This window comes from bacterium, from assembly GCA_021371935.1.
Lineage (GTDB): Bacteria > Armatimonadota > UBA5829 > UBA5829 > UBA5829 > UBA5829.
Genome location: JAJFVF010000013.1, coordinates 114,173 through 134,553, shown reverse-complemented (window position 1 = coordinate 134,553; position 20,381 = coordinate 114,173). Strand labels below are relative to the sequence as shown.

Here is a 20,381-nt window from a genome sequence, read left to right as displayed (position 1 = left end):
CATAATTGAACCTAGCACTTCTCATGCACATAGTAATCGCCGTAAGGCATGAGTTTGCGGTCGCGCACTTTCTTTCCATCGATCCAAGTCCACAGAATATTACCACGCGGCATAACTATGTTGGTATAACCGCAAGAGTCCAATGCACCGATGCGTTCCGCAGCTTCCGCAATGGCTTTTGTCAGGATTTTCTTTACTCCGAACGCCTCATAAAATTTCTCAGTCGATAGTTCGATGATCTCAAGCAGATGTTCACTCTTTTCGTATGTCGAGCGCAGGTCAAGACGAAGAATGCCGATGTCCTGGGTCTTGTCGAACATCTCGATCGTGCCGACGGCTTTATCGGAGTGTCTGTCGATGATGGAAAATCGAATAAAATCACATTGCTTATATGATCCTATCCATTCCCGAATTGAATCCTGCATCTCGTCCGGCGTTTGGAAATAAAAATCGCATGTGCAGTTATCTGCGTTCATCAATCGGACTGCAGATGGATCGGAATAGCATTCGAGCAGATCATGTGCATCATTCTCATCGACCAATCGAAGCCTGAAATGATCGGATTCGTAAACCGGACAATTGTTATAGACTGTAATATCTTTCACGTTTGCTTCTCCTATGGAATATTGCTTGCAATATTAATTGTAGCGGGGCAATGTTGACAACCTACTGGCATAGTTATAAAATCATTCAATATTTTTTGGTGCAAAAGCATGAGAATACATAGATTGATTGCTATACTAACACTGCTTGAGTCCAGAGGACGAATGAAAGCCCGCGAGTTGGCTTCGGCCCTGGAGATATCGGTTCGCAGTATTCACAGGGATATTGATACATTATGTGAGTCCGGGATACCAATCGCATCGGTTGCAGGTCCATGTGGAGGGTTCGAGCTTATGAGCGGATATGCAGGACGGCTAAACCATCTGGCACATGATGAAGCGGTAAATCTCTTCTTCAGTGGAATCGGAATACATCCGCAGCAGCATACTGATGCGCATTCCAGCCTGATGAGAGCGCTCGCAAAACTGGAATGCTCGCTGCCTGAGCAATATAAGTCCGATATCAGCGCTGTGCGTCAGCGATTTCATTTCGATCCGACCAACTGGTGGGATGACTTGGTGGTTCCATCATCACTGGGTGTTTTGCGACAGTCCGTGCTTCAATCGCGAAAGTTGAATATTACCTACCGAAAAGTCAACGGAGACATTTCGACTCGTGTTGTAAGGCCATACGGAATGGTGGTAAAAGTAATGAGCTGGTACCTTGTGGGATATTGCGAGATACGCCGACAGATACGCACATTCAAATGCGACCGGATCGAAAATGCAGCTATGTTGGATGAGCAATTCACGATACCCAGCGATTTCTCTCTTGCGAGTCACTGGAAGGCCTGTGGAGCCGCGCTCATCAACCGGATTGAAGATTGATCGGAATAGCATTCGAGCAGATCATGGGCATCTTTCTCATCGACCAACCGAAGCCTGAAATGATCGGTTTCGTAAACCGGGCAGTTCCCAAACATTGTCGTTTCTTTCATATCGGCTTCTCTCAAGTATATTGCATGCAGCTCATTATATACGATCAACGGTGAAATATTCAATTCTTTCGCTATGCCTGGTACGCAACGAGAAATCTGCCTGAATTATACGTTACCAAGCAGATTTCTCGAATATGCTAAGAATATGCGCGTCCTTGATCAGAGCCTTTTGCGTCGTGCAATCAGAGCCGCACAACCGCTTATGAGCGCGATGATGCTTGCAGGCTCGGGAGTATCGGGAATTTCCGGAGCAGTTCCGGACGGAACATCCACACTGCCCAGCATTATCCAAGTGCCCCCACTCGAAAATGCGTCATAACCCCAGTTGCCGACTGGAAAGTCCTCCAGGACGTAATCACTCACCGTGGTTGTGTACGCCGACGGAACAGTCATGGAGACAGTGAGTATTTCGCCGTAGTCGATGCCGCTGTTTATTGGATCGCCGGTATACCAGTAAATATCTGAAGCTCCGGTTGGGTCGATCTCAACGCTGAAGTCCCATCCTGTGTCGGCAGTCCAAGTCGTGATAAGCGACGAGTCTACAGGCGCAAAGACATGAAGTGCTGTGATTGTGTCGTATGATTCCTCGTTGTTGAGATAGGAATAGGTGTAGGTGGTGTTATCACCCGAGTTCAGAATGTCACAGCCGATAGAGCCTAATGCTCCAGAAGCCAGAATTGCCACCAGCAGGGCGGCCATAAAAACAGTGCGCACAAACATAAATATCAACCTCCTGTTTTGTATAGCCCCCAGCCACAAAACAGTTGTGCACAAACCGTGCCAATTGCAGAGACTTGATATTCATATATTAAATATTTGTGATGCTATGGCAGAGGTTAGTAATACCGCAGCACTTCAAAACGGTAGAGCTTGACCGGTTCATGGCTGTGTATGTATGCTTTTCGACGAGCAATGTCTATCTGTTGCTCCGCAGTGTCGACTCCATCCAGGTCAGGCAGCAGCAGACCACGCCGTCCTTCACTCTCGACTATCACTCCGTATCTCTTTGGATCAAGTTCAATGAGATCATGAACCGGCTCTGACGGGCTGAGCACGTCCACACTGCAGTCTATGCCGTCAAGCTCTCTCAGTTCGACAGGCATGAACCTCGGGTCACGTGTCGCAGCGCTGACCGCGTTCTCCATAATCTCAAGAGCCAGGCTGTCCATCACAGGTTCTATCGTTCCGATGCAGCCTCGGAGCTGGCCGTCGCACTTGAGACATACGAATGCACCCGCACGGGTCGTAAGCAGTTCATTTGGAATGTCTGCTGGCACACCCGGCAAGCTGCCTTCGTGCAGATAACTATCTATCGCGCTCATCGCAAGCATGACATGTGGACTGTTCATTTAGAAACCGCTTCCTTTTCCTTCGTGGTATCAACTTTCTGACCGATTTTGGATTCTGTGCCGCTCAAAAGCCGCCTGATATTGGACTTGTGCTTTATCACAATCCCAAGGGAAGCCAATATCGCCAGCGCCAGATATGCCGGCGCCACATGTTGGCTCTTCCAGAAAAACATCATTGCAGGAACGGATATTGCGCCGATCATAGACCCAAGCGATACATATCTGGTGACGGCTACCACAACAACCCATATCACGAATGCTATCAGCGCTATTGTCCAGTTGAGTCCGATGATAACGCCAAGGCTTGTGGAGACTGCTTTGCCGCCAGTAAATTTAAGAAATATCGAGAATGAGTGACCCATAATCGCAAGCAGAGCGCCTGCAACTACTATATACTGGCCGACATGCCCCATATTCAGCGATTCGCATATCAAGACAGCGGCGCACCCCTTGAACGCATCGAGAGTAAATACTATGATCGCAGGAACGACACCAATTGAGCGAAGGACATTGGTCGCGCCTATGTTTCCGCTGCCGACTTTTTGAATATCGATTCCGCGCAGTCGACCCATAATTACGCCGAACGGGATCGACCCGATCAGATAACACAGCACAAGCGCCAGTGCAACTTTCAACTATCTCTCCTTCTTCGCTTTTCGTATGATAATCCTCAGCGGAGTGCCCTCATATAAATACTCCCGGCGTATCCTGTTTTCAAGATACCGCACATACGAAAAATGCGCAAGATCGGGGTTATTGACGAAGATCACGATGGTCGGAGGCTTGACATCCGTCATGGTCGCATATTTGACCCTGAGGTCCTTGCCTTTGCGCGTATATGGGTGCTCGTCGACGGCTTCCTGGACGATCCTGTTCAACTCGCCGGTCGGAATGCGCATAGCATGGTTTGAGGCGGCGTCAATCGCAGTATCTACCGCATCGACAATCCCCGTGCTCTCGACTGCCGATGTAAACACAACTGGAGCATAGTCCAGAAATGGTACCTGTCTGTGCACATCAGCTGCAAACTTGCGCATATCCTCTTCGGAAACCAGGTCCCACTTGTTCACGACAACAACGCATGCCCTGCCCGCATCATGTGCAAAACCGGCAACACGTTTGTCGCCGTCACGCAGACCGTCCGCGGCGTCGATCACAATCATCGCCACATCTGCACGCTCCATGGCCCTGACAGCGCGCAGCACGGTATAATACTCCACCGAACCCTGAATCTTTCCCGATTTTCTGATCCCGGCAGTGTCGATGAGCACTATCTCTTCATCACCGCGCCGCAGCACGGTATCGACCGCGTCGCGCGTGGTGCCGGGTATGTCGGAGACTATAGCGCGTTTCTCGCCGAGGATTGCATTTACGAGAGAAGACTTGCCCACATTAGGTCGGCCGATTATCGCAATTCGGATGGCGTCTTCGGGGTATGCAGGCTCTTTGCCTTCCTCAGGCAGGCTCTTTACCACATCGTCGAGCAAATCGGCGACAGCCCTTCCATTAAGTGATGACACGGGGTGAATATCGCCCAAACCCAGCCCATAAAACTCGGCGGCGTCCTGTTCACGGGCGTCATTGTCCGCCTTATTTGCGACCAGCAGCACAGGCGTCTGCGATCCGCGGAGTCTCTCGGCTATGTCCTCGTCACCGGGAGTAATGCCTGTCGTGGCATCGACCATAAACAGGATCACATCGGCCTCATCAAGAGCCACCTGTGCCTGGACAGTCACTTCCGACTTCAGCGGGTCACTCTCATTTAGCAGAATTCCGCCGGTGTCGATCATAACGAACTCGCGGTTGTTCCACTCGGCCTCGGCATAAATTCGGTCACGAGTGATACCGGCTGTATCCTCGACAATTGCAATCCTGCGGCCCACTATTCTGTTAAAAAGAGTCGACTTGCCCACATTCGGCCTGCCGACTATCGCTACCAAAGGTTTATCCATCTGATTCATTTTCCCCTTATTTCCGAATCAGATGGTACCATAGAGTGGGGTCTGAGTCAAACGAACAAGGTAACAGGCCACAGTAACGTTGCCTGTGCCATATTGCCTGCTACCTATATCCTGTGAAATTTGCGATCAAGCTCCCAATTCGAGAGGCTTATTATAATCGGCCTGCCGTGCGGGCATACAAAGGGATTGTTGGTCTTCATCAGGTCATCGACAAGCCGTTCCATCTCAGGCATAGTAAGTAGCTCACCGGCCTTGATGGCCATTTTGCATGATGCGGTAATCAGGACCTGATCCGGGCGGACGAGCAGGTGTTTGGATATACTCAAATCCACTAGTTCCTGGATCATATCACGCAGGGTGCTTTCGGCCTCTTCCAGTTTCACATTTGCGGGAGCGCCGCGCATAACGAATGTATTCTGTCCGAACGGCTCAAGCGCATAGCCCGATTTTCGTATTTCTTCGAGCCTCTGAGTAACGACTGCGCTCTCTTTTGCACTCAGTGAAAGTGTGATAGGCACAACCATCCCCTGCACAGCAATCCCGCTCTCCTCACGCGACTTCATCATGCGCTCGAAGAGCACCCGCTCATGCGCAATATGCTGGTCTATGATGAGCACTCCATCGTCACATTGTGCAATAATGTATAAGTTTCTGGCCTGACCTATAACTTTCACTCCATTCAACGAGACTGTACGAATAAAATTGGAATCTGCCTCTGGCACAGGAGACTCTTCAACCGGAACGCCCTGCCCTTTCGTCCAGACGAACGGGTCATCATTATCGGATTCGGATATGGCTGCTTCTCGTCTCTCGGCCAGAGCCTGCTTGAATGACTCAATGTCGGTCTCCGAATGCTCAACAAAACTCCCTTGGCGGGCTGGCTTTGGCGTATAATCCGGCACTGGACGATGCTGCTGCGCCGTGTCCGAGTTTGCTATAGTTGGAGCGGCTGCGCCAGCCATAAGAGCCTCATTTACAGCTTTATAGACCGCGCTGTGAACCTCATTTTCCCGAGAAAATTTGACCTCGGTCTTGGTCGGGTGGACATTGACGTCCACAAGCTCGGGCACAAGGTCGATAAAGAGCACCGCCACAGCAAAACGTCCAGGCTGCAAGAGACCCCGATACGCCTGATCTAGAGCGTGAGTGACTGTGCGGCTCTTTATAGGCCTGCCGTTTACAAAGAAGACCTGATCACGGCGGTTGATTTTGGTAAGCTGAGGGTTGGAGACAAAACCCTCGACTTTCATTACCAGTGTCTCGAACTTAACCGGAGCAAGCTGCTTTGCTATATCTTTTCCCATCACCTGGGTTATGCTGTTGAGCCGGATACCGGTGCCGGGCGATAACAATACTTCGCGGCCACCGTGGGTCAGTCTGAAATGAATTGACGGGTATGCCATGGCAAACCAGCCGACGATCTCAGTGATATGGGACAACTCTGTTTGAGAAGTTTTTAAAAACTTTAACCGTGCCGGGGTGTTGAAGAAGAGTTTTTTCACAGATATCGTGGTCCCATGAGGCGCACCGACTGATTCAAGGTTGTTGATAGTGCCTGCCTCAACCTCCAGCCTGACTCCATCTGTCGATTCAGTCTTTGTAATCATCTCTATAACCGAGACCGACGCTATGCTAGGAAGGGCCTCCCCGCGGAAGCCGAGAGTGTGGATTGATTCCAGGTCCTCAGCATCTCTTATCTTGGATGTGGCGTGGCGTTGGAGGGAGAGCACGGCGTCATCACGGATCATGCCGCAGCCGTTATCTACTATCTTGATAAGGTCTTTGCCGCCCTCTTCGAGCACAATAGTAATTGAGGATGCTCCTGCATCAATGGAGTTCTCGACAAGCTCCTTTACCACTGAAGCCGGGCGTTCGACAACCTCGCCAGCCGCTATACGGTTTGCGGTGTGCTCATCAAGGAGGGATATTCGGTTTTTTATTACATCTTCCAAGATCAGTTCTTTCTAATCGCGAAAACTCGAAAGAGAGAAAATATTTTTCGGGCGCTTATGTTCGGGCGCGATATCCGATCGCGACCGGAAAAGAACACTGCGATTTGAAATCGCCGGATTCCCTTCGGGGCAGGATCAAATATCCAGCCCGAACAACACATATGAATTTAATCTGATAGTCTTCTGTACCAGATCAAGACTCTGACCATATCAAAAACATATATGCCGCTCACTAACACAAACATCGAATACGTCCATATTATCGTAGACTTGAACAACTCTCGCTGCAGCAATATAAAGCAATACATCACTCCAACAATAAGAACCAGTCTGGCAAGAGCCAGCAACACTACTTTGATTCCATATACAGACGGCCATATGGTAAGCTTGCCGGACCCCATACTCTTCCGACTCATTATACTGTTTGTCAGTGACAATATATTTAGCCACGATTCAACAAACCCGGCTGCCAATCCAATCACAATGGCAATCGAAACTTGAACAATGACATTCTTCGGCACGGGACATACAAATGCGGCGTATCCCGGAATAATCAGCACGCCAATTAGCATTATAGGGACCGCAATCAACATCAGATAGATAAACGGCGGACGGTAATAATATGGAACGTCGTGTTTTGTAATTGTAAGATCATTTACTGTCATTTTCACCCTTAACTGAAGTTCATGCGGTTGGTTTCAAAGCAGATTGGGTGTTTCGGGAGTTCAGTTCCGAAACTAACTCGTTTGATCGCTATGTCTTTGTTCGAGATGAATCAAACATCCAGACCGCACAACAAACTATTCAGCTTTTTCCAGTGCATCTATATCCGCATTCTGTATGTATGGCAGGTTAGCTGCAATTTTACCCGCGTCCCAATTCCACCACTGCAAGGCCAGTAGTCTCTGGATAGCAGATTGATCAAAGCGATACCTAATCAACTTTGCAGGAATACCGCCTACAATTGCATATGGCGGAACATCTTTTGTGACCAGAGCCCTGGTTCCGATAATGGCACCATCGCCTATGCTGACACCTGCCATAATCACCGCCTCATATCCTATCCACACATCACTGCCGATAACAATGTCGCCTTTGTTGTCCCATGCATCATTGACCTTGAAGCCACCATTCCATTCATCATAAAAGATCGGGAACGGATAAGTCGACAAAGACTTGAGTGTGTGGTTTGCCGAGTTAAATATGAACCTGGCGCCGCAGGCAACCGAACAAAACTTGCCGATGATAAGCTTGTCGTTATTGATAGGATAATGATATAAGACATTTCGACGTTCAAAATCAAGACAATGCTCAGGATCATTATAGAAAGTGTATTCGCCGACTGTTATGTTCGGGTTTGTAATGACGTTTTTGAGGTAGCATGTGCTCTTGTCATTTACGCGCGGGTAGACCAACTGCGGGTTAGGGATATTGCCTTTATATTTATCAGTCATCTTTGGTTACTCTTGTCTTAGTTCAGGTGTGATATCCAATCACGACCGGAAAATACTCTGCGACCTAACATCGTAAGGTCTCATATTCGATATAGATCAGATACACAGGCCGAATAAAAACAATAATCAATAAAAAATACCAAATACTATATCTTAAGCACTTGCTTCTGCAGTTCGTAGAGCTTGTTCATGGCCTCTATAGGAGACATAGTAGCAACGTCCAGCTTTTCGATCTCTTCGACAACCGGGTGCTTTTCGCCTTCAAAAAGGGTCAGTTGAAGAGTCTCGCGCTTTGCGCTCACTTTCGCGCCTTTGCCGGTCGCTCGTGAGGCAGCACCATTAGACTCCAGGTCTTTGAGAATCTCCTTAGCCCGCTCTATTGCTTCATTGGGCAAACCGGCAAGCCTTGCGACCTCAATGCCGTAGCTTTTGTCCGTGCCGCCGGGCATGATCTTGCGGAGCCAGACTATACGGTCTTTCTCTTCTCGAACCGCGATTCGGTAGTTCTTAATCCCATCAAGCTGCTTTTCGAGGTCATTGAGGTGATGGTAATGCGTGGCAAAAAGGGTCTTGGCCCCGAGTCTGTTGATCTCCTCAGCAACCGCCCACGCAATCGACAGGCCGTCGTAGGTGGATGTGCCACGTCCTATCTCATCGAGCACGATTAGGGACCGCCGCGTCGCGTTATTCAATATATTAGCAGTCTCATTCATCTCGACCATGAATGTCGACTGCCCGCTGGCAAGCTCGTCATGCGCTCCGACACGCGTGAAGATGCGGTCTACCACACCTATTTCGGCCTCGTCCGCCGGCACAAAGCTGCCCATCTGAGCCAGCAGCACAATAAGCGCAACCTGACGCAGATAAGTCGATTTGCCCGCCATATTCGGTCCGGTGATGATAAGAAGTTGGTCTGAATCACAGTTGACCAGAGTGTCGTTGGGAACAAAGCGCTCCTCAATGAAGTGTTCGACCACTGGATGGCGTCCGTTTTTGATCCTAAGCACGTCGTCGTCAGTGACAGTGGGTTTGACAAAACTCTTTATTGATGCGATTTCAGCAAGGCAGGCCAATACGTCTATCTCAGCAACTGCACGCGCAACCTTGGCGACCTTAAGGGCTTCGTCGGCTACAGCGCTTCTCACCTCGCAAAAAACTTTGTATTCCAGTTCTGCGGCTTTCTCATCCGCACCAAGAACCTTTGCTTCCATCTCCTTGAGACCGGGTGTAATGAAGCGCTCGGCATTGGTGGTGGTCTGCTTGCGTATGTAATCCTCGGGCACCAGGCTCAGATTGGACTTGGTGACCTCCAGGTAATAGCCGAAGACTGAATTGTAGCCCACCTTGAGGTTCTTAATGCCCGTGCGCACACGTTCATCCGCTTCAAGACTCGCTATCCAGCTCTTGCCGTCACGCGATGCATGGCGTAGTTCGTCCAAATCAGCATTATATCCCTCGGCGATGATCCCTCCTTCTCTGATCAAAATAGGAGGGTCGGGCACGATTGCTTTGTCTATGAGTTCAATCAGCGGATCAAGAAATTCAATGGCAGCGGAAAGAGTTTTAAGACGCTCAGTCGACACGTTTTGAAGGGCGTTCACCAGTCTCGGAAGCTGCTTTAATGACTGTGCAAGGCCAACCAGATCGCGCGCATTGGCGCTCTCAGCTACTATTCGTGACATCAGTCGTTCGAGGTCCTGAACGCTGCCGAGTATCTCGCGGACTTCACCACGCATCATCGCATCGTTATATAATTCCTCCACACTGTCAAGGCGTTTATTGATTTGACGAACGTCGAGCAGAGGTTGATCGAGCCATTTGCGCAATGTGCGGCCGCCCATGGCAGTGCGGGTCTTGTCTATGATAGAAAGCAGACTAGCTCCACGTGTATCGGCGGACATAGAGTGAGTAAGCTCAAGATTGCGCCGTGCCGCAGCATCCAATACCATAAAACCACTGGTCGAATATGTGGACATAGTAGATATGGATTGAAGCGCATTGGCATTGGTCTGCTTGAGGTAGTCGATGACCATCGCAGCCGCTTCCAGACCCGCGCTCATATCCTCAGCACCGAATCCCCGAAGAGAATCGGTATGGAAGTGCTCGGTGAGCATCTCCTTGGCCGATTTGCGATATATCGAGTTGTCCTCATACCGAGTGACTGCCGCACCCGTCGTACGACGTATCGGATCGGAGAGGTCAAGCTCCATCTCCTTTATCAAGACCTCCGCCGGAGAGAGCCTGCCAAGCTCCTCTATAAGCTTCTGTGAACCGTGTTTGGCGTCTATCTCGGTCACTGCGAACTCGCCTGTGGATACATCGACCACCGCCACGCCGTATATATCCGGCTCGCTGGCCAGAGCGACCAGATAATTATTGGCCTTGGCGTCAAGCATGCCGTCTTCGAGGATTGTGCCGGGCGTGACCACACGAGTGACGCCGCGCTTGACTATCTTCTTTGTCTTTTTGGGGTCTTCGAGCTGATCGCAAATTGCCACACGATAGCCCTTGGAGATGAGCCTGGCGACATATCGCTCCACGGCGTGATACGGCACGCCGCACATAGGCACATCCGCAGCATATCCCTGGGAGCGGCTGGTGAGCACTATCTCAAGCTCGCGGCTGGCAACCTCGGCATCTTCGCCGAACATCTCGTAGAAATCACCGAGGCGGAACATCAGTATTACATCGGGATATTGATCCTTGATGGCCTGATATTGAGCCACCATGGGAGTGACTTTTTTAGCTTGCATCTTTTCTCCATATAGGGCACAGGGAACAGGTAATAGGCAACAGGACTATTGCCTATTGCCTATGCTCTGTAGTATGATACGTGCTTCCATTGTATTGTATCCCTCCAGGAATCTTTCATGGAGGGATTTACACTGTCTACTCCAGCCTCCAGGTAGGATACCTGGAGGCATAAAACGGACCTGCTGCCGCGCTGAGTCATAGGCTGTCAATCAGAGGTCGTAACCATGTGAGCAAGCTTCCAAGCAACAAAATTAGCGCTATGCTTGTAAGGTACTCTGCCACCGGCACCAACGTCACATAGGCCAACATACCAAATCCAACAAAGGCAAAATAGAATCCCGTTCGCGTGTCACGCCGCTTAGCCTTAAACACCCCGTACAAAGATACTATACTTCCAAGACAGGAAGCGATTGTACCCGGCACTATCACATCTTCACCTCCGCAGATATCATATGGATTGGCGTATTGGGAATAAATTCCCGATACGTGCTTTCAATACCAAATTATAACTTAAAACCATTGCCGATCAGCATATATGCTGTATAAACTGTGTGTAGAATGTAGACATCTGAATTAGCAAGCACACGGAGCATCTTTGACTCTTTGAATCATCCAGCTTACGAACGGCTTGATAGTCGATATCAAGACTTCGGGCAACATGCAGACCTCATGTGGAGCATTTGACACCCTATGCGTCAGATCATAAATCATCTTCCATTCAGGATACGCCATTCTTAATCCATCAAGCACATCCGACTGCCGAAACGATACAAATCTTCCATCGAGCATCAATAGATATGCGCCTTCTAGCAAGACAAAGTAACGAGCTATTTTTCTTGATGCAAGGAATGGATCATCAGGGGTCTTGAACAACTTATCAGGTATCTTTCCGCCGCAGGCACATTGCCACATCGGCTCGGTCCAGCAAATACGCGACTTGAGCAATTCGATAGACGGTGGCGGTGTCGTAATACCCTCTTTTTCCAATTCCGCAATTATATCCGCACCATGGAGCCTGATAGAGTTATATTTGATAATGAATCGCCAGCTATCCTGTTTGCGTAAATGCTCCACAGGAAATACCCCAAGGCTGAATTCCGAGACTACAGGATAATCGCGCTCCAGCATTTGCTTTGTCTTTACTTGCCAGCGCAAATCAGCTTCCGTTGGTTCATCAGTTGTAAAGGCAAACCAGTCCATGTCGGACACTCCGGCCAGAGCCTCATCAAACGCAACACTGCCACCTAATACAACCGTTTTGAGCCGGTCGCCAAAACGCAACCGGCATAAACCAAGAGCACGCTCTATCCCTGGTCGGAACTCATCTTGCACTGTGCATCATTCCTTTTACCTTTCCTGGAGAGCAACCTGACTATTCCAGCCTCCAGATAGGATACCTGGAGGCATAAAACAACGCACAGGTTTCTCGAAACATTATAATTAGCTAGTTAGCTTGTATTTGTTACTATCTTCTGCGCGAGCCGGAGCATCTCTACAGCAAGCTTTGATTTCCCATATTCTAGTATACACAGAAATTGATCAGGAGGTACTAGCTGACGATAAGTGATTTCGTGTTCAGGGTTGAATGCATGAACACTTACAAGACAGCAATACCTAAGCTGGTAATGAATAGAATTGTTGTCCAAGTCGCACACATGCTGCCAACCAAGCAATTGCGCCTTTTCAATCTCACAGCAGGCTTCTTCCCTGACTTCCCGACTTAAAGCAATGTCCAAAGGCTCATCGCTCTCCGGATGGCCGCCCGGTATTCCCCAGTGTAGACCATCAGAACTGATCATTACAATTTGCTTGCTGGAAGTATAGCAAACAGCACTTACTTGTGTGATCTGACTGCGTGGTGGAAGAATATGCGTACCATGCCAAGTGATTTCGTAAATCCTATTGTTAATTGTTGCTATTTCCCTAATATCCATCACATGACATGCCTATAAAGCCATATAAATGACATTCTATGGCTTTTACATTAACCAGTTTTCCCACAAGGCTCTCATCGCCCTTGAAGTTTATCGTTTTGTTCTGGCGAGTGAGACCCGTGATGCGCGTGCGGTCCTTCTGGCTCACGCCCTCGACCAGGACTTCGTATATGTTGCCGACCTGACTCGCATTGATCTCACAAGTAATACGGTTTTGGATATCTATGAGACGGCCGAGGCGCTCATTTTTGACTTTCTTTGTAAGTTGGCCGTCCAGATTTGCGGCGGCTGTGTTCGGGATCACATTATATGCAAACATAAATGCCGCATCGAACCTGATATCCTCAGCCAGACGCAACGTGTTTGCAAACTGCTCGTCTGTCTCACCAGGAAAGCCTACCAGGAAATCGGTGGTAATTGCAATATCCGGCACTGCATTCTTCAGCGCAGCGACACGTTCACGGAAGTGGTCCGACGTGTATTTGCGGTTCATCCGCCGAAGGACCTCGTCATCGCCCGACTGGACGGCAAGGTGGATGTGCTCGCAGACATTGGGCAGGTCGCGCATGGCCTCTATCAGGCGATCGGAAAGGTCTTTGGGGTGAGAAGTCGTGAACCTGATCCTCTCGATACCCGCTATGCCGCTTATAGCATATAGCAGGTCAGCAAAATCGACATGATCGTCAAGTGTGGCGCCGTATGAGTTGACATTCTGGCCTAATAGAGTCACCTCTTTGCGGCCGTTTGACGCCAGTCTTTCGACCTCGGCAACCACATCGGCCAGAGGCCGGCTCCTCTCACGTCCACGCACATATGGCACCACGCAGTATGCGCAGAAATTGTTGCAGCCATACATCACCGGCACAAAACTCTTGAGAGCTTGCCCTGCCCTGTCGACCCTGGGCGGGATTGTCAGAGTATCGGCAATCGTTTCCGGCAAATCCAGCGCGGATTTGAACTTGCGATTATACTGGATATCTTGTATCAGGCTGGGAATCTGCCAGATATTGGCCGTGCCGACCACAAGGTCGAGGTATGGCCTGCCCTTTTTGAGCTTTTCGCCCTCGCGCTGAGCCATACATCCGCAGACACCTATTATCATCTCGGGCTTATCGGCCTTGATCTCACGGAGAATGCCGAGTTTGCTCTTGGCTTTCTCTTCGGGCTTCTCTCGAACGCTGCATGTGACCAGCATCGCTATATCGGCCTGGCGCTCATCGTCAGTAGGCGAATAGCCCATACTCATCAGAATGTTTGCTATTTGCTCGGCATCGTCTTCATTCATCTGGCAGCCCCAGGTAAATACAATAAATTTGAGGTCAGTGGTGGTCATTTTGCTCCAAATCTGCAGGTAAATTCACTGCAGCCATGGTAGCAAAATGCGACTTTTCGTGCAAGGATACAAGACTATTTGGAACCGCTGATGCCGACCGGATCGGACGAGTCTATAGCCTTTGTTTTCGTGCCGATAGCCTTATCGACAGCAGTGCCGACAGTGGGCACTTCGCCCATCCCCTTGAGTACGACAATGATGCTCACACGTCGATTTGTGTAGCTTTCAGGATGTGCAGAATCGCGCGGATGAGTAGCAGCATAACCGCGCACCTGGTCTATCTGTTTTTCGCGCAGGCCACAGCTCTCCATGATCTGTCTGGCGCTGTTTGCACGGTCGGCTGAGAGTTCCCAGTTAGTATAGCCATCTGAACGCGCAAGCGGGCGATTGTCTGTGTGCCCCTCGATAATCACGTTGTTCGGCAGTTTCGTCAGTTCCTGAGAAAGACGACCTAGAAGTTGTTTTGTTGCGGGTTTGACCTTGGCGCTGCCGCTGTCAAAAAACATGGACTCCTTTGCATCCAACAGATCTATCTCAAGCCCTTCGTTTACAAGCCTGATGTCAACATACTGCTTAATATTCTTAAACTCTGGGGTGCCTGCTACGATATTTTCCAGTGTCTGTTTCGTCTTGGCCAAGCGCACTCTGTCCGCCGCTGCCTCTTGGGGTTTTGTGCCGGGACCACCTTTGTCCAGGTCTGAAACACAAAATGGCGCCTTGCCTCCCTGAACTGCCTTCATAAAGCCCACTGGGTCCTGGAAGTAACCCGCAACGGATTGCTTGATATTCTGGCTCAGCCCGACGATCCACATGACCAGGAAGAACGCCATCATGGCGGTCATGAAGTCGGCGTAAGCCACCTTCCATGCGCCCCCATGGTGGCCTGCATGCGATTTGCCCCTCTTAATAACCCGTATTTCAGCTGCTTCTTTTTCGGCCAATTACTTCACTCTCACTATGCGGCTTTCTTTACTTCTTCCGAGCCTTCGTCCTTCTTGCGGCCTCTGCAGGTGTCTTCCATCTCAGAGAAACTGGGCCTGAGTTCGGGTTCGATGTTTCTTCTGGCAAACTCGACGCATATCAGCGGGGCGTCGCCTCTGGCAAACCCGACCACTGCGTTCTTTATGCATGCCATATACTGCGATTCGCACTTGGCGATCGCCTCGCAGGCTTTCGCCATAGGCGCGAACAGTCCGTAGGCCAAAAGAATACCCAGGAACGTGCCGACCAGAGCAGCCGCCACTTTCTCACCGATGACCTCCGGCGGACCGCCGATGGCCGCCATGGTGATAACGACGCCGAGGACCGCAGCCACAATTCCGAAGCCGGGCATGGAGTCGGCAACCATGGTCAGCATACCGCTCATCTTCATCGACTCTTCATGCTGCGCCTCAAGGTCTATGTCCATCATATCCGAAAGGTCATAGACACTGATGCCGCCCATTACGACAAGTTTGAGCGTGTCGGCAAAGAGGTTCAAGGCATGATGGTTCTGCAGAAATGTCGGGTATTTCTGAAACAACTCCGATTCCTGCGGGTTCTCCACATGCTTTTCCAAAGCTATGAGTCCGCCTTTGCGCCCGACCATGAAAAACTCATACATCGCCTGAAGCAGTTCGAGGAAAACTTCTTTCTTGAATGGGTTGCCCTTCATCAGTTTCAAACCCACGGTGACCATAGCTATGGCGTCTTTGAGGGAATAGGCGATTACCACGCTTCCAAACGCGGCTCCACCTATTATAATAAACTCGGTATATTGCATGAGGGCGGCTACCTTGCCCCCGTGCATTGTAAATCCAGCCAGGATGCTGCCGAATACTATTGCGATGCCAACGAGCACAAACATCAGGCAATAAACCCTTCCTTGGAACTAAAAATTGCACTATAAAAATCATTCCATCAAATATGCGCCATTCACCACGGGAATTTGGCATTTATATCTGAGAAGGTGCTTAAGGCAAAAAAAGGGAACATAAGATCGGAGGTTTGCTGATGCCGATCATAGCCGACATAATCGAACAACTGGAGAACTGGGTTCCACCGGAACTGGCCGAAGATGGCGACCCTGTCGGACTGCATGTTGGTGACAAGAGCCGTGAAGTAAAGAAAATCTGTGTCACGGTGGATGTTTCGCCTCACACAATAGACCGTGCGCTGGGGATGAATGCCGATCTGATCGTGTCGCACCACCCGTTGATATATAAGCCGCTCAAGTCGCTCACGCCGGATGAGATAACAGCAAATCGCGTAATCAAACTCATTAAGTCCGATACAGCGCTCTACGCAATGCATACGAACTATGACACAGCCCCAGGTGGGGTAAACGATATCCTGGCCGACCTGCTGGGCGTGACAGGCTGCAAGCCTCTCACAAACCGCAGGCAGGACACATTCTATAAAATCGTCACATTCGTCCCTGAAGAGGCCGTCGAAAGCGTCCGCAACGCCATGGCCGAGGCTGGCGCCGGCAGGATCGGCCAGTATACTCACTGCAGTTTCCGTGTGAGTGGGACAGGATCGTTTGTGCCGCTGCCTATGGCCGATCCATATGTGGGTGATATAGGCAAACTCGCGGAGGTTGAGGAATTCCGACTGGAGATGATCTGTACCGAATCATGGCTGGATGCAGTCGTCGAAGCTATGATCGAAAAACACCCTTACGATGAGGTCGCATATGACCTCTATCAACTTGCAAATGACCCGATCATATATGGCTATGGCCGCGTCGGCACTCTAGAACATGAAATGAGCCTGAAGGACTTCGCCGAGAAGGTACGCACCGACCTTGCAGTAAAATGGCTGAAGGTGGAGGGCGATTTCAGTAAGCCTGTGCGAAAAGTCGCAGTGCTCGGCGGCAGCGGGTCGTCGCACTTCAAAGATGCGCTCGATGCGGGAGCCGATGTGTTCGTAACCGGCGACACCAAACATCACGACATACTAGACGCGAATGCATATGGCCTTGCAATAATAGACGCAGGTCACTTCGAGACTGAGAGGCCCGGCATGATCGCTATCACTCAGAGGCTCAAGGCCAATTACGCCGGATGCGGGATGGAAATTCATTACATCGAATAGATATTTGCGGAAGGACAGAACGTGATTACAAGACCTATTGTATCGCAGAACTGGAAATGGACTGTATTTGCAGTTTTTGTCATGTTATTTGTCCCCTCAACAGCTCAAGCAAATATATGGATACCCAGCTTCGTTCAAGTTATCACGTCTCCCCTTGCGGCATCATTGTTGGTCGTAACGATGATTGTCACTATACCGGTTTTGCTTGTGATCTCAGGCGTCGAAGCGCTGGTCGTGCGCAGATACACAAAAGGAAGAAAAACACCTTTTGGCGGCCTGGTTATTATAAATGCAGTCACAAGTATCTTCGGCACATTCTTTATGCCGCAGGGCACAGAGCTATGGCCCGGCCTGCCTATATGTTATGTCCTGACAATATTATCAGAAGGCTTAATCCTGTTTGTATTTTCCAATCGGATGAGACTGCCGAGGTCGATAAGACAGTCGTTCGTGATATCGGCAAAAATGAACACCGCAAGCTATGCGCTTTTAACGGCTATACTTCTGGCTGTGATTTATCTGCCCCAGATAGGCAATGAGAACCCAAACATCAGGAGAGCTGTCAGCGGAAAACTTGTTATGCATGAATATCGCAATGATTTCCAGATTCTTAACATCTCATCCAGCCCTCCAAAACTGCAGGATGTAGTTGAGCTTGGGCTGCGAACCAGCCCTCTTGATTCGGACGAGAAAAGAATCAAAAATTTTTTATTGCTGGCGGATGGACAAATAATCGGCCTGATGCCTCATAAGTTGCTGCATCTACGATATATTGACGGCAGTTGGCAGAAAGACTATGTGAACTTGCCGGATGGATTGTCCGATCCTGTTGGAATGTCGCATGATGGTGGGCTGATCTGCTGCACATTTCGCGGTCGCCAGGTCATATACGATCTCGAGTCGAAAAAGAAACTGCAGGACCTCGATAAGTATATGGATGGGATTGATCGGGCAGCTTTTTCATTCGACAATCGATATGCTGCCCTTGCGCATCGATATGAAGTCAGTCTCGGCAACAATGCAACACAATCCGCGGTCAAATCAATACTGGTAGACTTGGAAACAGGTTCTGTCACTCCGTTAAAGGACGCATGGTATTTTGCATCTTGCCCAGTCAAGGCACAGGTTGCATGGGTAATAGACAATACGATTGTCGTAATTGACTGTTCGAGCAGACACAAGAGAACAACTAGAGTGCCGGGTTCGATATGTTCCAATTGCATTGCATGGAGCCCCGACGGGTGCTTCATAGCTTATCTGGGACATCCGAACCCGTTTACTAAAGACATCTGGCGGCCGGACGCAAGAGCGGTTGATGTAAAAACCGGAAAATCCACTACGTTTTATCGTAATATCTGGACATCGGGCGCACCGACTAGACTTTTTTGGATGGAATGAGCTTCTCTGAAACAGTTGAAGCCCTTCCGCTCTTCTGCTAAAATATACCGAATGGAAATGGGGTGAAAAGACATGGGTCTGATTGCCCCGTTTGTTTAAGTCTATGGCTAAAACTCATACAAAGTTTGTCTGTCAATCATGCGGCTACGAATCACCCAAATGGCTGGGGCGCTGCCCGGACTGTGACGAATGGGGCAGCCTGGTCGAAGAAGTCGTTGCGCCTGAAGCACCCGTCAGTAAGCACGCCACAGCATTTTCCGGCGAATTCGCCACTCCTACACCAATTACAGACCTCACAGCGACCGGCGCTCAGCGAATATCCAGTGGCATATCGGAGTTCGACCGTGTGCTTGGCGGTGGCGTAGTTTCGGGTTCGCTGGTTCTCATTGGTGGCGACCCAGGTATAGGAAAATCCACAATACTTATACAGGTCGCTAATCATCTAAGCACAAGTAATGGCAAAGTGCTATACGTATCTGGTGAAGAGTCGGCTGAACAGATAAAGCTGCGCTCCAACAGGATCGGGATAGCTTCGCCGATGCTCTACGTGGTCTCGGAGACGAACATCCACGGCGTGGAGCACTATGTCGATAATGTTGCTCCTCAATACGTGATAATCGACTCCATACAGACCATGTTCGATCCAAACCTCGCATCCGCGCCTGGGACTGTGAGCCAGGTCAGAACTTGCACTGCTGCCCTTGCACGGATCGCAAAAAACGCCGGAATACCTGTTTTCATAGTAGGTCATGTCACCAAAGAAGGCTCATTGGCGGGTCCGAGGGTTCTGGAACACATGGTCGATACCGTGCTATACTTTGAGGGAGACCGGCATCAGAGCTACCGTGTGTTGCGCGCGGTCAAGAACAGATTCGGCTCGACGGATGAGCTCGGCATCTTCGAGATGCGTGAGGTCGGGCTGGTCGAGGTGCCCAATCCGTCTGAAGCGCTGCTCGCCGAGAGGCCGGAGCATGGGTCGGGATCGGTTGTGACTTCGACTATGGAAGGCACGCGGCCTATACTGGTCGAGATACAGGCATTGGTAGCGCCCAGCTATTTCCCCAGCCCGAGGCGCACATGCACCGGCATCGACTATAATAAACTCTTGATGATCCTTGCCGTGCTGGAAAAGCGTGTCGGACTTAACCTTTCGGGTAAGGATATTTACGTAAATGTGGCCGGTGGCGTGCGGATCATCGAGCCTGCAGCCGACCTGGCGGTCGCGCTGGCCGTAGCGTCGAGCCTGTCGGACTGCAGCATAAACGACAGCACTATCGCTCTCGGCGAGATAGGGCTTGCAGGTGAGGTGCGGGCAGTCGGCCAGGCCGAAAAACGACTTAAAGAGGCAGCGCGGCTGGGCTTCGACAAATGCATTATGTCAGGCCGCAGCGCAACCAAGATTTCAAAATCTATCAAGATCGAGCCTGCAGGGGTGCTGACAGTAAAGACAGCGATAGACAGCGCCTTTTCGGGATAAAGCGGGTTTTTATCACGAAAACACAAAATGAAGAACGCAAGAAAAGAAGTGCATATTGCTCTGTCGGCTGCAATTCAAAACGGAGGTTAAGCTTATATGTCATTCCCAGCTTGACTGGGAATCCAGGAACAGGCGCTTCGACGGAAGAGAGGTG

General features: G+C 50.0%; 18 protein-coding genes. 4 read left to right on the top strand and 14 right to left on the bottom strand.

Annotated elements, in window-relative coordinates; translation table 11 throughout:
• Positions 1 to 11: 11 nt before the first annotated feature.
• Positions 12 to 605 carry a GNAT family N-acetyltransferase gene (locus tag LLG46_10670; GenBank protein MCE5323762.1) on the bottom strand — a complete coding sequence of 198 codons (594 nt, stop codon included), beginning with the start codon at positions 603 to 605 and terminating at the stop codon, positions 12 to 14.
• Between the two features lie 108 nt (positions 606 to 713).
• On the opposite strand from LLG46_10670, the gene LLG46_10665 reads away from it, so the two are divergent.
• Positions 714 to 1,430 (top strand): YafY family transcriptional regulator, encoded by a 717-nt coding sequence (locus LLG46_10665; protein ID MCE5323761.1) that lies wholly within the window; start codon positions 714 to 716, stop codon positions 1,428 to 1,430.
• Positions 1,431 to 1,699: 269 nt separating this feature from the next.
• Here LLG46_10665 and LLG46_10660 read toward each other — a convergent pair whose 3' ends face one another.
• The 13 genes from LLG46_10660 to motA all read right to left on the bottom strand — a co-directional run bounded on the left by LLG46_10660 (position 1,700) and on the right by motA (position 16,123).
• Complete coding sequence (locus tag LLG46_10660; GenBank protein MCE5323760.1) at positions 1,700 to 2,260, bottom strand: PEP-CTERM sorting domain-containing protein; 561 nt, start codon at positions 2,258 to 2,260, stop codon at positions 1,700 to 1,702.
• Between the two features lie 116 nt (positions 2,261 to 2,376).
• Positions 2,377 to 2,889 carry an AmmeMemoRadiSam system protein A gene (gene amrA, locus LLG46_10655; protein MCE5323759.1) on the bottom strand — a complete coding sequence of 171 codons (513 nt, stop codon included), beginning with the start codon at positions 2,887 to 2,889 and terminating at the stop codon, positions 2,377 to 2,379.
• The gene (gene plsY, locus LLG46_10650; protein MCE5323758.1) at positions 2,886 to 3,524 is read right to left on the bottom strand and encodes a glycerol-3-phosphate 1-O-acyltransferase PlsY; all 639 of its coding nucleotides are present in this window, start codon (positions 3,522 to 3,524) and stop codon (positions 2,886 to 2,888) included. The genes amrA and plsY overlap by 4 nt, the downstream gene beginning before the upstream one ends.
• Positions 3,525 to 4,841 carry a ribosome biogenesis GTPase Der gene (gene der, locus LLG46_10645; protein MCE5323757.1) on the bottom strand — a complete coding sequence of 439 codons (1,317 nt, stop codon included), beginning with the start codon at positions 4,839 to 4,841 and terminating at the stop codon, positions 3,525 to 3,527.
• A gap of 113 nt (positions 4,842 to 4,954) precedes the next feature.
• The gene (mutL, locus tag LLG46_10640; GenBank protein ID MCE5323756.1) at positions 4,955 to 6,802 is read right to left on the bottom strand and encodes a DNA mismatch repair endonuclease MutL; all 1,848 of its coding nucleotides are present in this window, start codon (positions 6,800 to 6,802) and stop codon (positions 4,955 to 4,957) included.
• Positions 6,803 to 6,969: 167 nt separating this feature from the next.
• Positions 6,970 to 7,467, bottom strand: a complete 498-nt coding sequence (locus tag LLG46_10635) for a hypothetical protein (protein MCE5323755.1) — start codon at positions 7,465 to 7,467, stop codon at positions 6,970 to 6,972.
• Positions 7,468 to 7,602: 135 nt separating this feature from the next.
• Positions 7,603 to 8,256 carry a CatB-related O-acetyltransferase gene (locus tag LLG46_10630; protein MCE5323754.1) on the bottom strand — a complete coding sequence of 218 codons (654 nt, stop codon included), beginning with the start codon at positions 8,254 to 8,256 and terminating at the stop codon, positions 7,603 to 7,605.
• 146 nt (positions 8,257 to 8,402) lie between these two features.
• Positions 8,403 to 11,009, bottom strand: coding sequence for a DNA mismatch repair protein MutS (gene mutS / locus LLG46_10625; GenBank protein ID MCE5323753.1), 2,607 nt, complete (start codon positions 11,007 to 11,009; stop codon positions 8,403 to 8,405).
• A gap of 574 nt (positions 11,010 to 11,583) precedes the next feature.
• Positions 11,584 to 12,342: a hypothetical protein gene (locus tag LLG46_10620; GenBank protein MCE5323752.1), complete on the bottom strand. Its 759-nt coding sequence runs from the start codon at positions 12,340 to 12,342 to the stop codon at positions 11,584 to 11,586.
• A 116-nt stretch (positions 12,343 to 12,458) separates the two neighbouring features.
• Complete coding sequence (locus LLG46_10615; GenBank protein ID MCE5323751.1) at positions 12,459 to 12,944, bottom strand: NUDIX domain-containing protein; 486 nt, start codon at positions 12,942 to 12,944, stop codon at positions 12,459 to 12,461.
• The gene (miaB, locus tag LLG46_10610) at positions 12,934 to 14,277 is read right to left on the bottom strand and encodes a tRNA (N6-isopentenyl adenosine(37)-C2)-methylthiotransferase MiaB (protein MCE5323750.1); all 1,344 of its coding nucleotides are present in this window, start codon (positions 14,275 to 14,277) and stop codon (positions 12,934 to 12,936) included. The genes LLG46_10615 and miaB overlap by 11 nt, the downstream gene beginning before the upstream one ends.
• A 74-nt stretch (positions 14,278 to 14,351) precedes the next feature.
• On the bottom strand, positions 14,352 to 15,218 hold the full coding sequence (locus tag LLG46_10605; protein MCE5323749.1) for an OmpA family protein: 867 nt from the start codon (positions 15,216 to 15,218) through the stop codon (positions 14,352 to 14,354).
• Positions 15,219 to 15,232: 14 nt separating this feature from the next.
• Complete coding sequence (gene motA / locus LLG46_10600) at positions 15,233 to 16,123, bottom strand: flagellar motor stator protein MotA (protein ID MCE5323748.1); 891 nt, start codon at positions 16,121 to 16,123, stop codon at positions 15,233 to 15,235.
• Between the two features lie 146 nt (positions 16,124 to 16,269).
• Between motA and LLG46_10595 the strand changes: the two genes are divergently transcribed.
• The 3 genes from LLG46_10595 (at position 16,270) to radA (ending at position 20,227) form a co-directional block, all read left to right on the top strand.
• The gene (locus LLG46_10595; GenBank protein ID MCE5323747.1) at positions 16,270 to 17,352 is read left to right on the top strand and encodes a Nif3-like dinuclear metal center hexameric protein; all 1,083 of its coding nucleotides are present in this window, start codon (positions 16,270 to 16,272) and stop codon (positions 17,350 to 17,352) included.
• Between the two features lie 180 nt (positions 17,353 to 17,532).
• Positions 17,533 to 18,750, top strand: coding sequence for a DPP IV N-terminal domain-containing protein (locus tag LLG46_10590; GenBank protein MCE5323746.1), 1,218 nt, complete (start codon positions 17,533 to 17,535; stop codon positions 18,748 to 18,750).
• A 103-nt stretch (positions 18,751 to 18,853) separates the two neighbouring features.
• Positions 18,854 to 20,227, top strand: coding sequence for a DNA repair protein RadA (gene radA, locus LLG46_10585; GenBank protein MCE5323745.1), 1,374 nt, complete (start codon positions 18,854 to 18,856; stop codon positions 20,225 to 20,227).
• The last annotated feature ends 154 nt before the right edge of the window (positions 20,228 to 20,381 follow it).

Bases quoted from the DNA above. Each gene is read 5' to 3' on its own strand.
- LLG46_10665 (MCE5323761.1), top strand. From the start codon at position 714: ATGAGAATACATAGATTGATTGCTATACTAACACTGCTTGAGTCCAGA.
- LLG46_10660 (MCE5323760.1), bottom strand. From the start codon at position 2,260: ATGTTTGTGCGCACTGTTTTTATGGCCGCCCTGCTGGTGGCAATTCTG.
- amrA (MCE5323759.1), bottom strand. From the start codon at position 2,889: ATGAACAGTCCACATGTCATGCTTGCGATGAGCGCGATAGATAGTTAT.
- der (MCE5323757.1), bottom strand. From the start codon at position 4,841: ATGGATAAACCTTTGGTAGCGATAGTCGGCAGGCCGAATGTGGGCAAG.
- LLG46_10635 (MCE5323755.1), bottom strand. From the start codon at position 7,467: ATGACAGTAAATGATCTTACAATTACAAAACACGACGTTCCATATTAT.
- LLG46_10630 (MCE5323754.1), bottom strand. From the start codon at position 8,256: ATGACTGATAAATATAAAGGCAATATCCCTAACCCGCAGTTGGTCTAC.
- mutS (MCE5323753.1), bottom strand. From the start codon at position 11,009: ATGCAAGCTAAAAAAGTCACTCCCATGGTGGCTCAATATCAGGCCATC.
- LLG46_10615 (MCE5323751.1), bottom strand. From the start codon at position 12,944: ATGGATATTAGGGAAATAGCAACAATTAACAATAGGATTTACGAAATC.
- miaB (MCE5323750.1), bottom strand. From the start codon at position 14,277: ATGACCACCACTGACCTCAAATTTATTGTATTTACCTGGGGCTGCCAG.
- motA (MCE5323748.1), bottom strand. From the start codon at position 16,123: ATGTTTGTGCTCGTTGGCATCGCAATAGTATTCGGCAGCATCCTGGCT.
- LLG46_10595 (MCE5323747.1), top strand. From the start codon at position 16,270: ATGCCGATCATAGCCGACATAATCGAACAACTGGAGAACTGGGTTCCA.
- LLG46_10590 (MCE5323746.1), top strand. From the start codon at position 17,533: ATGATTGTCACTATACCGGTTTTGCTTGTGATCTCAGGCGTCGAAGCG.
- radA (MCE5323745.1), top strand. From the start codon at position 18,854: ATGGCTAAAACTCATACAAAGTTTGTCTGTCAATCATGCGGCTACGAA.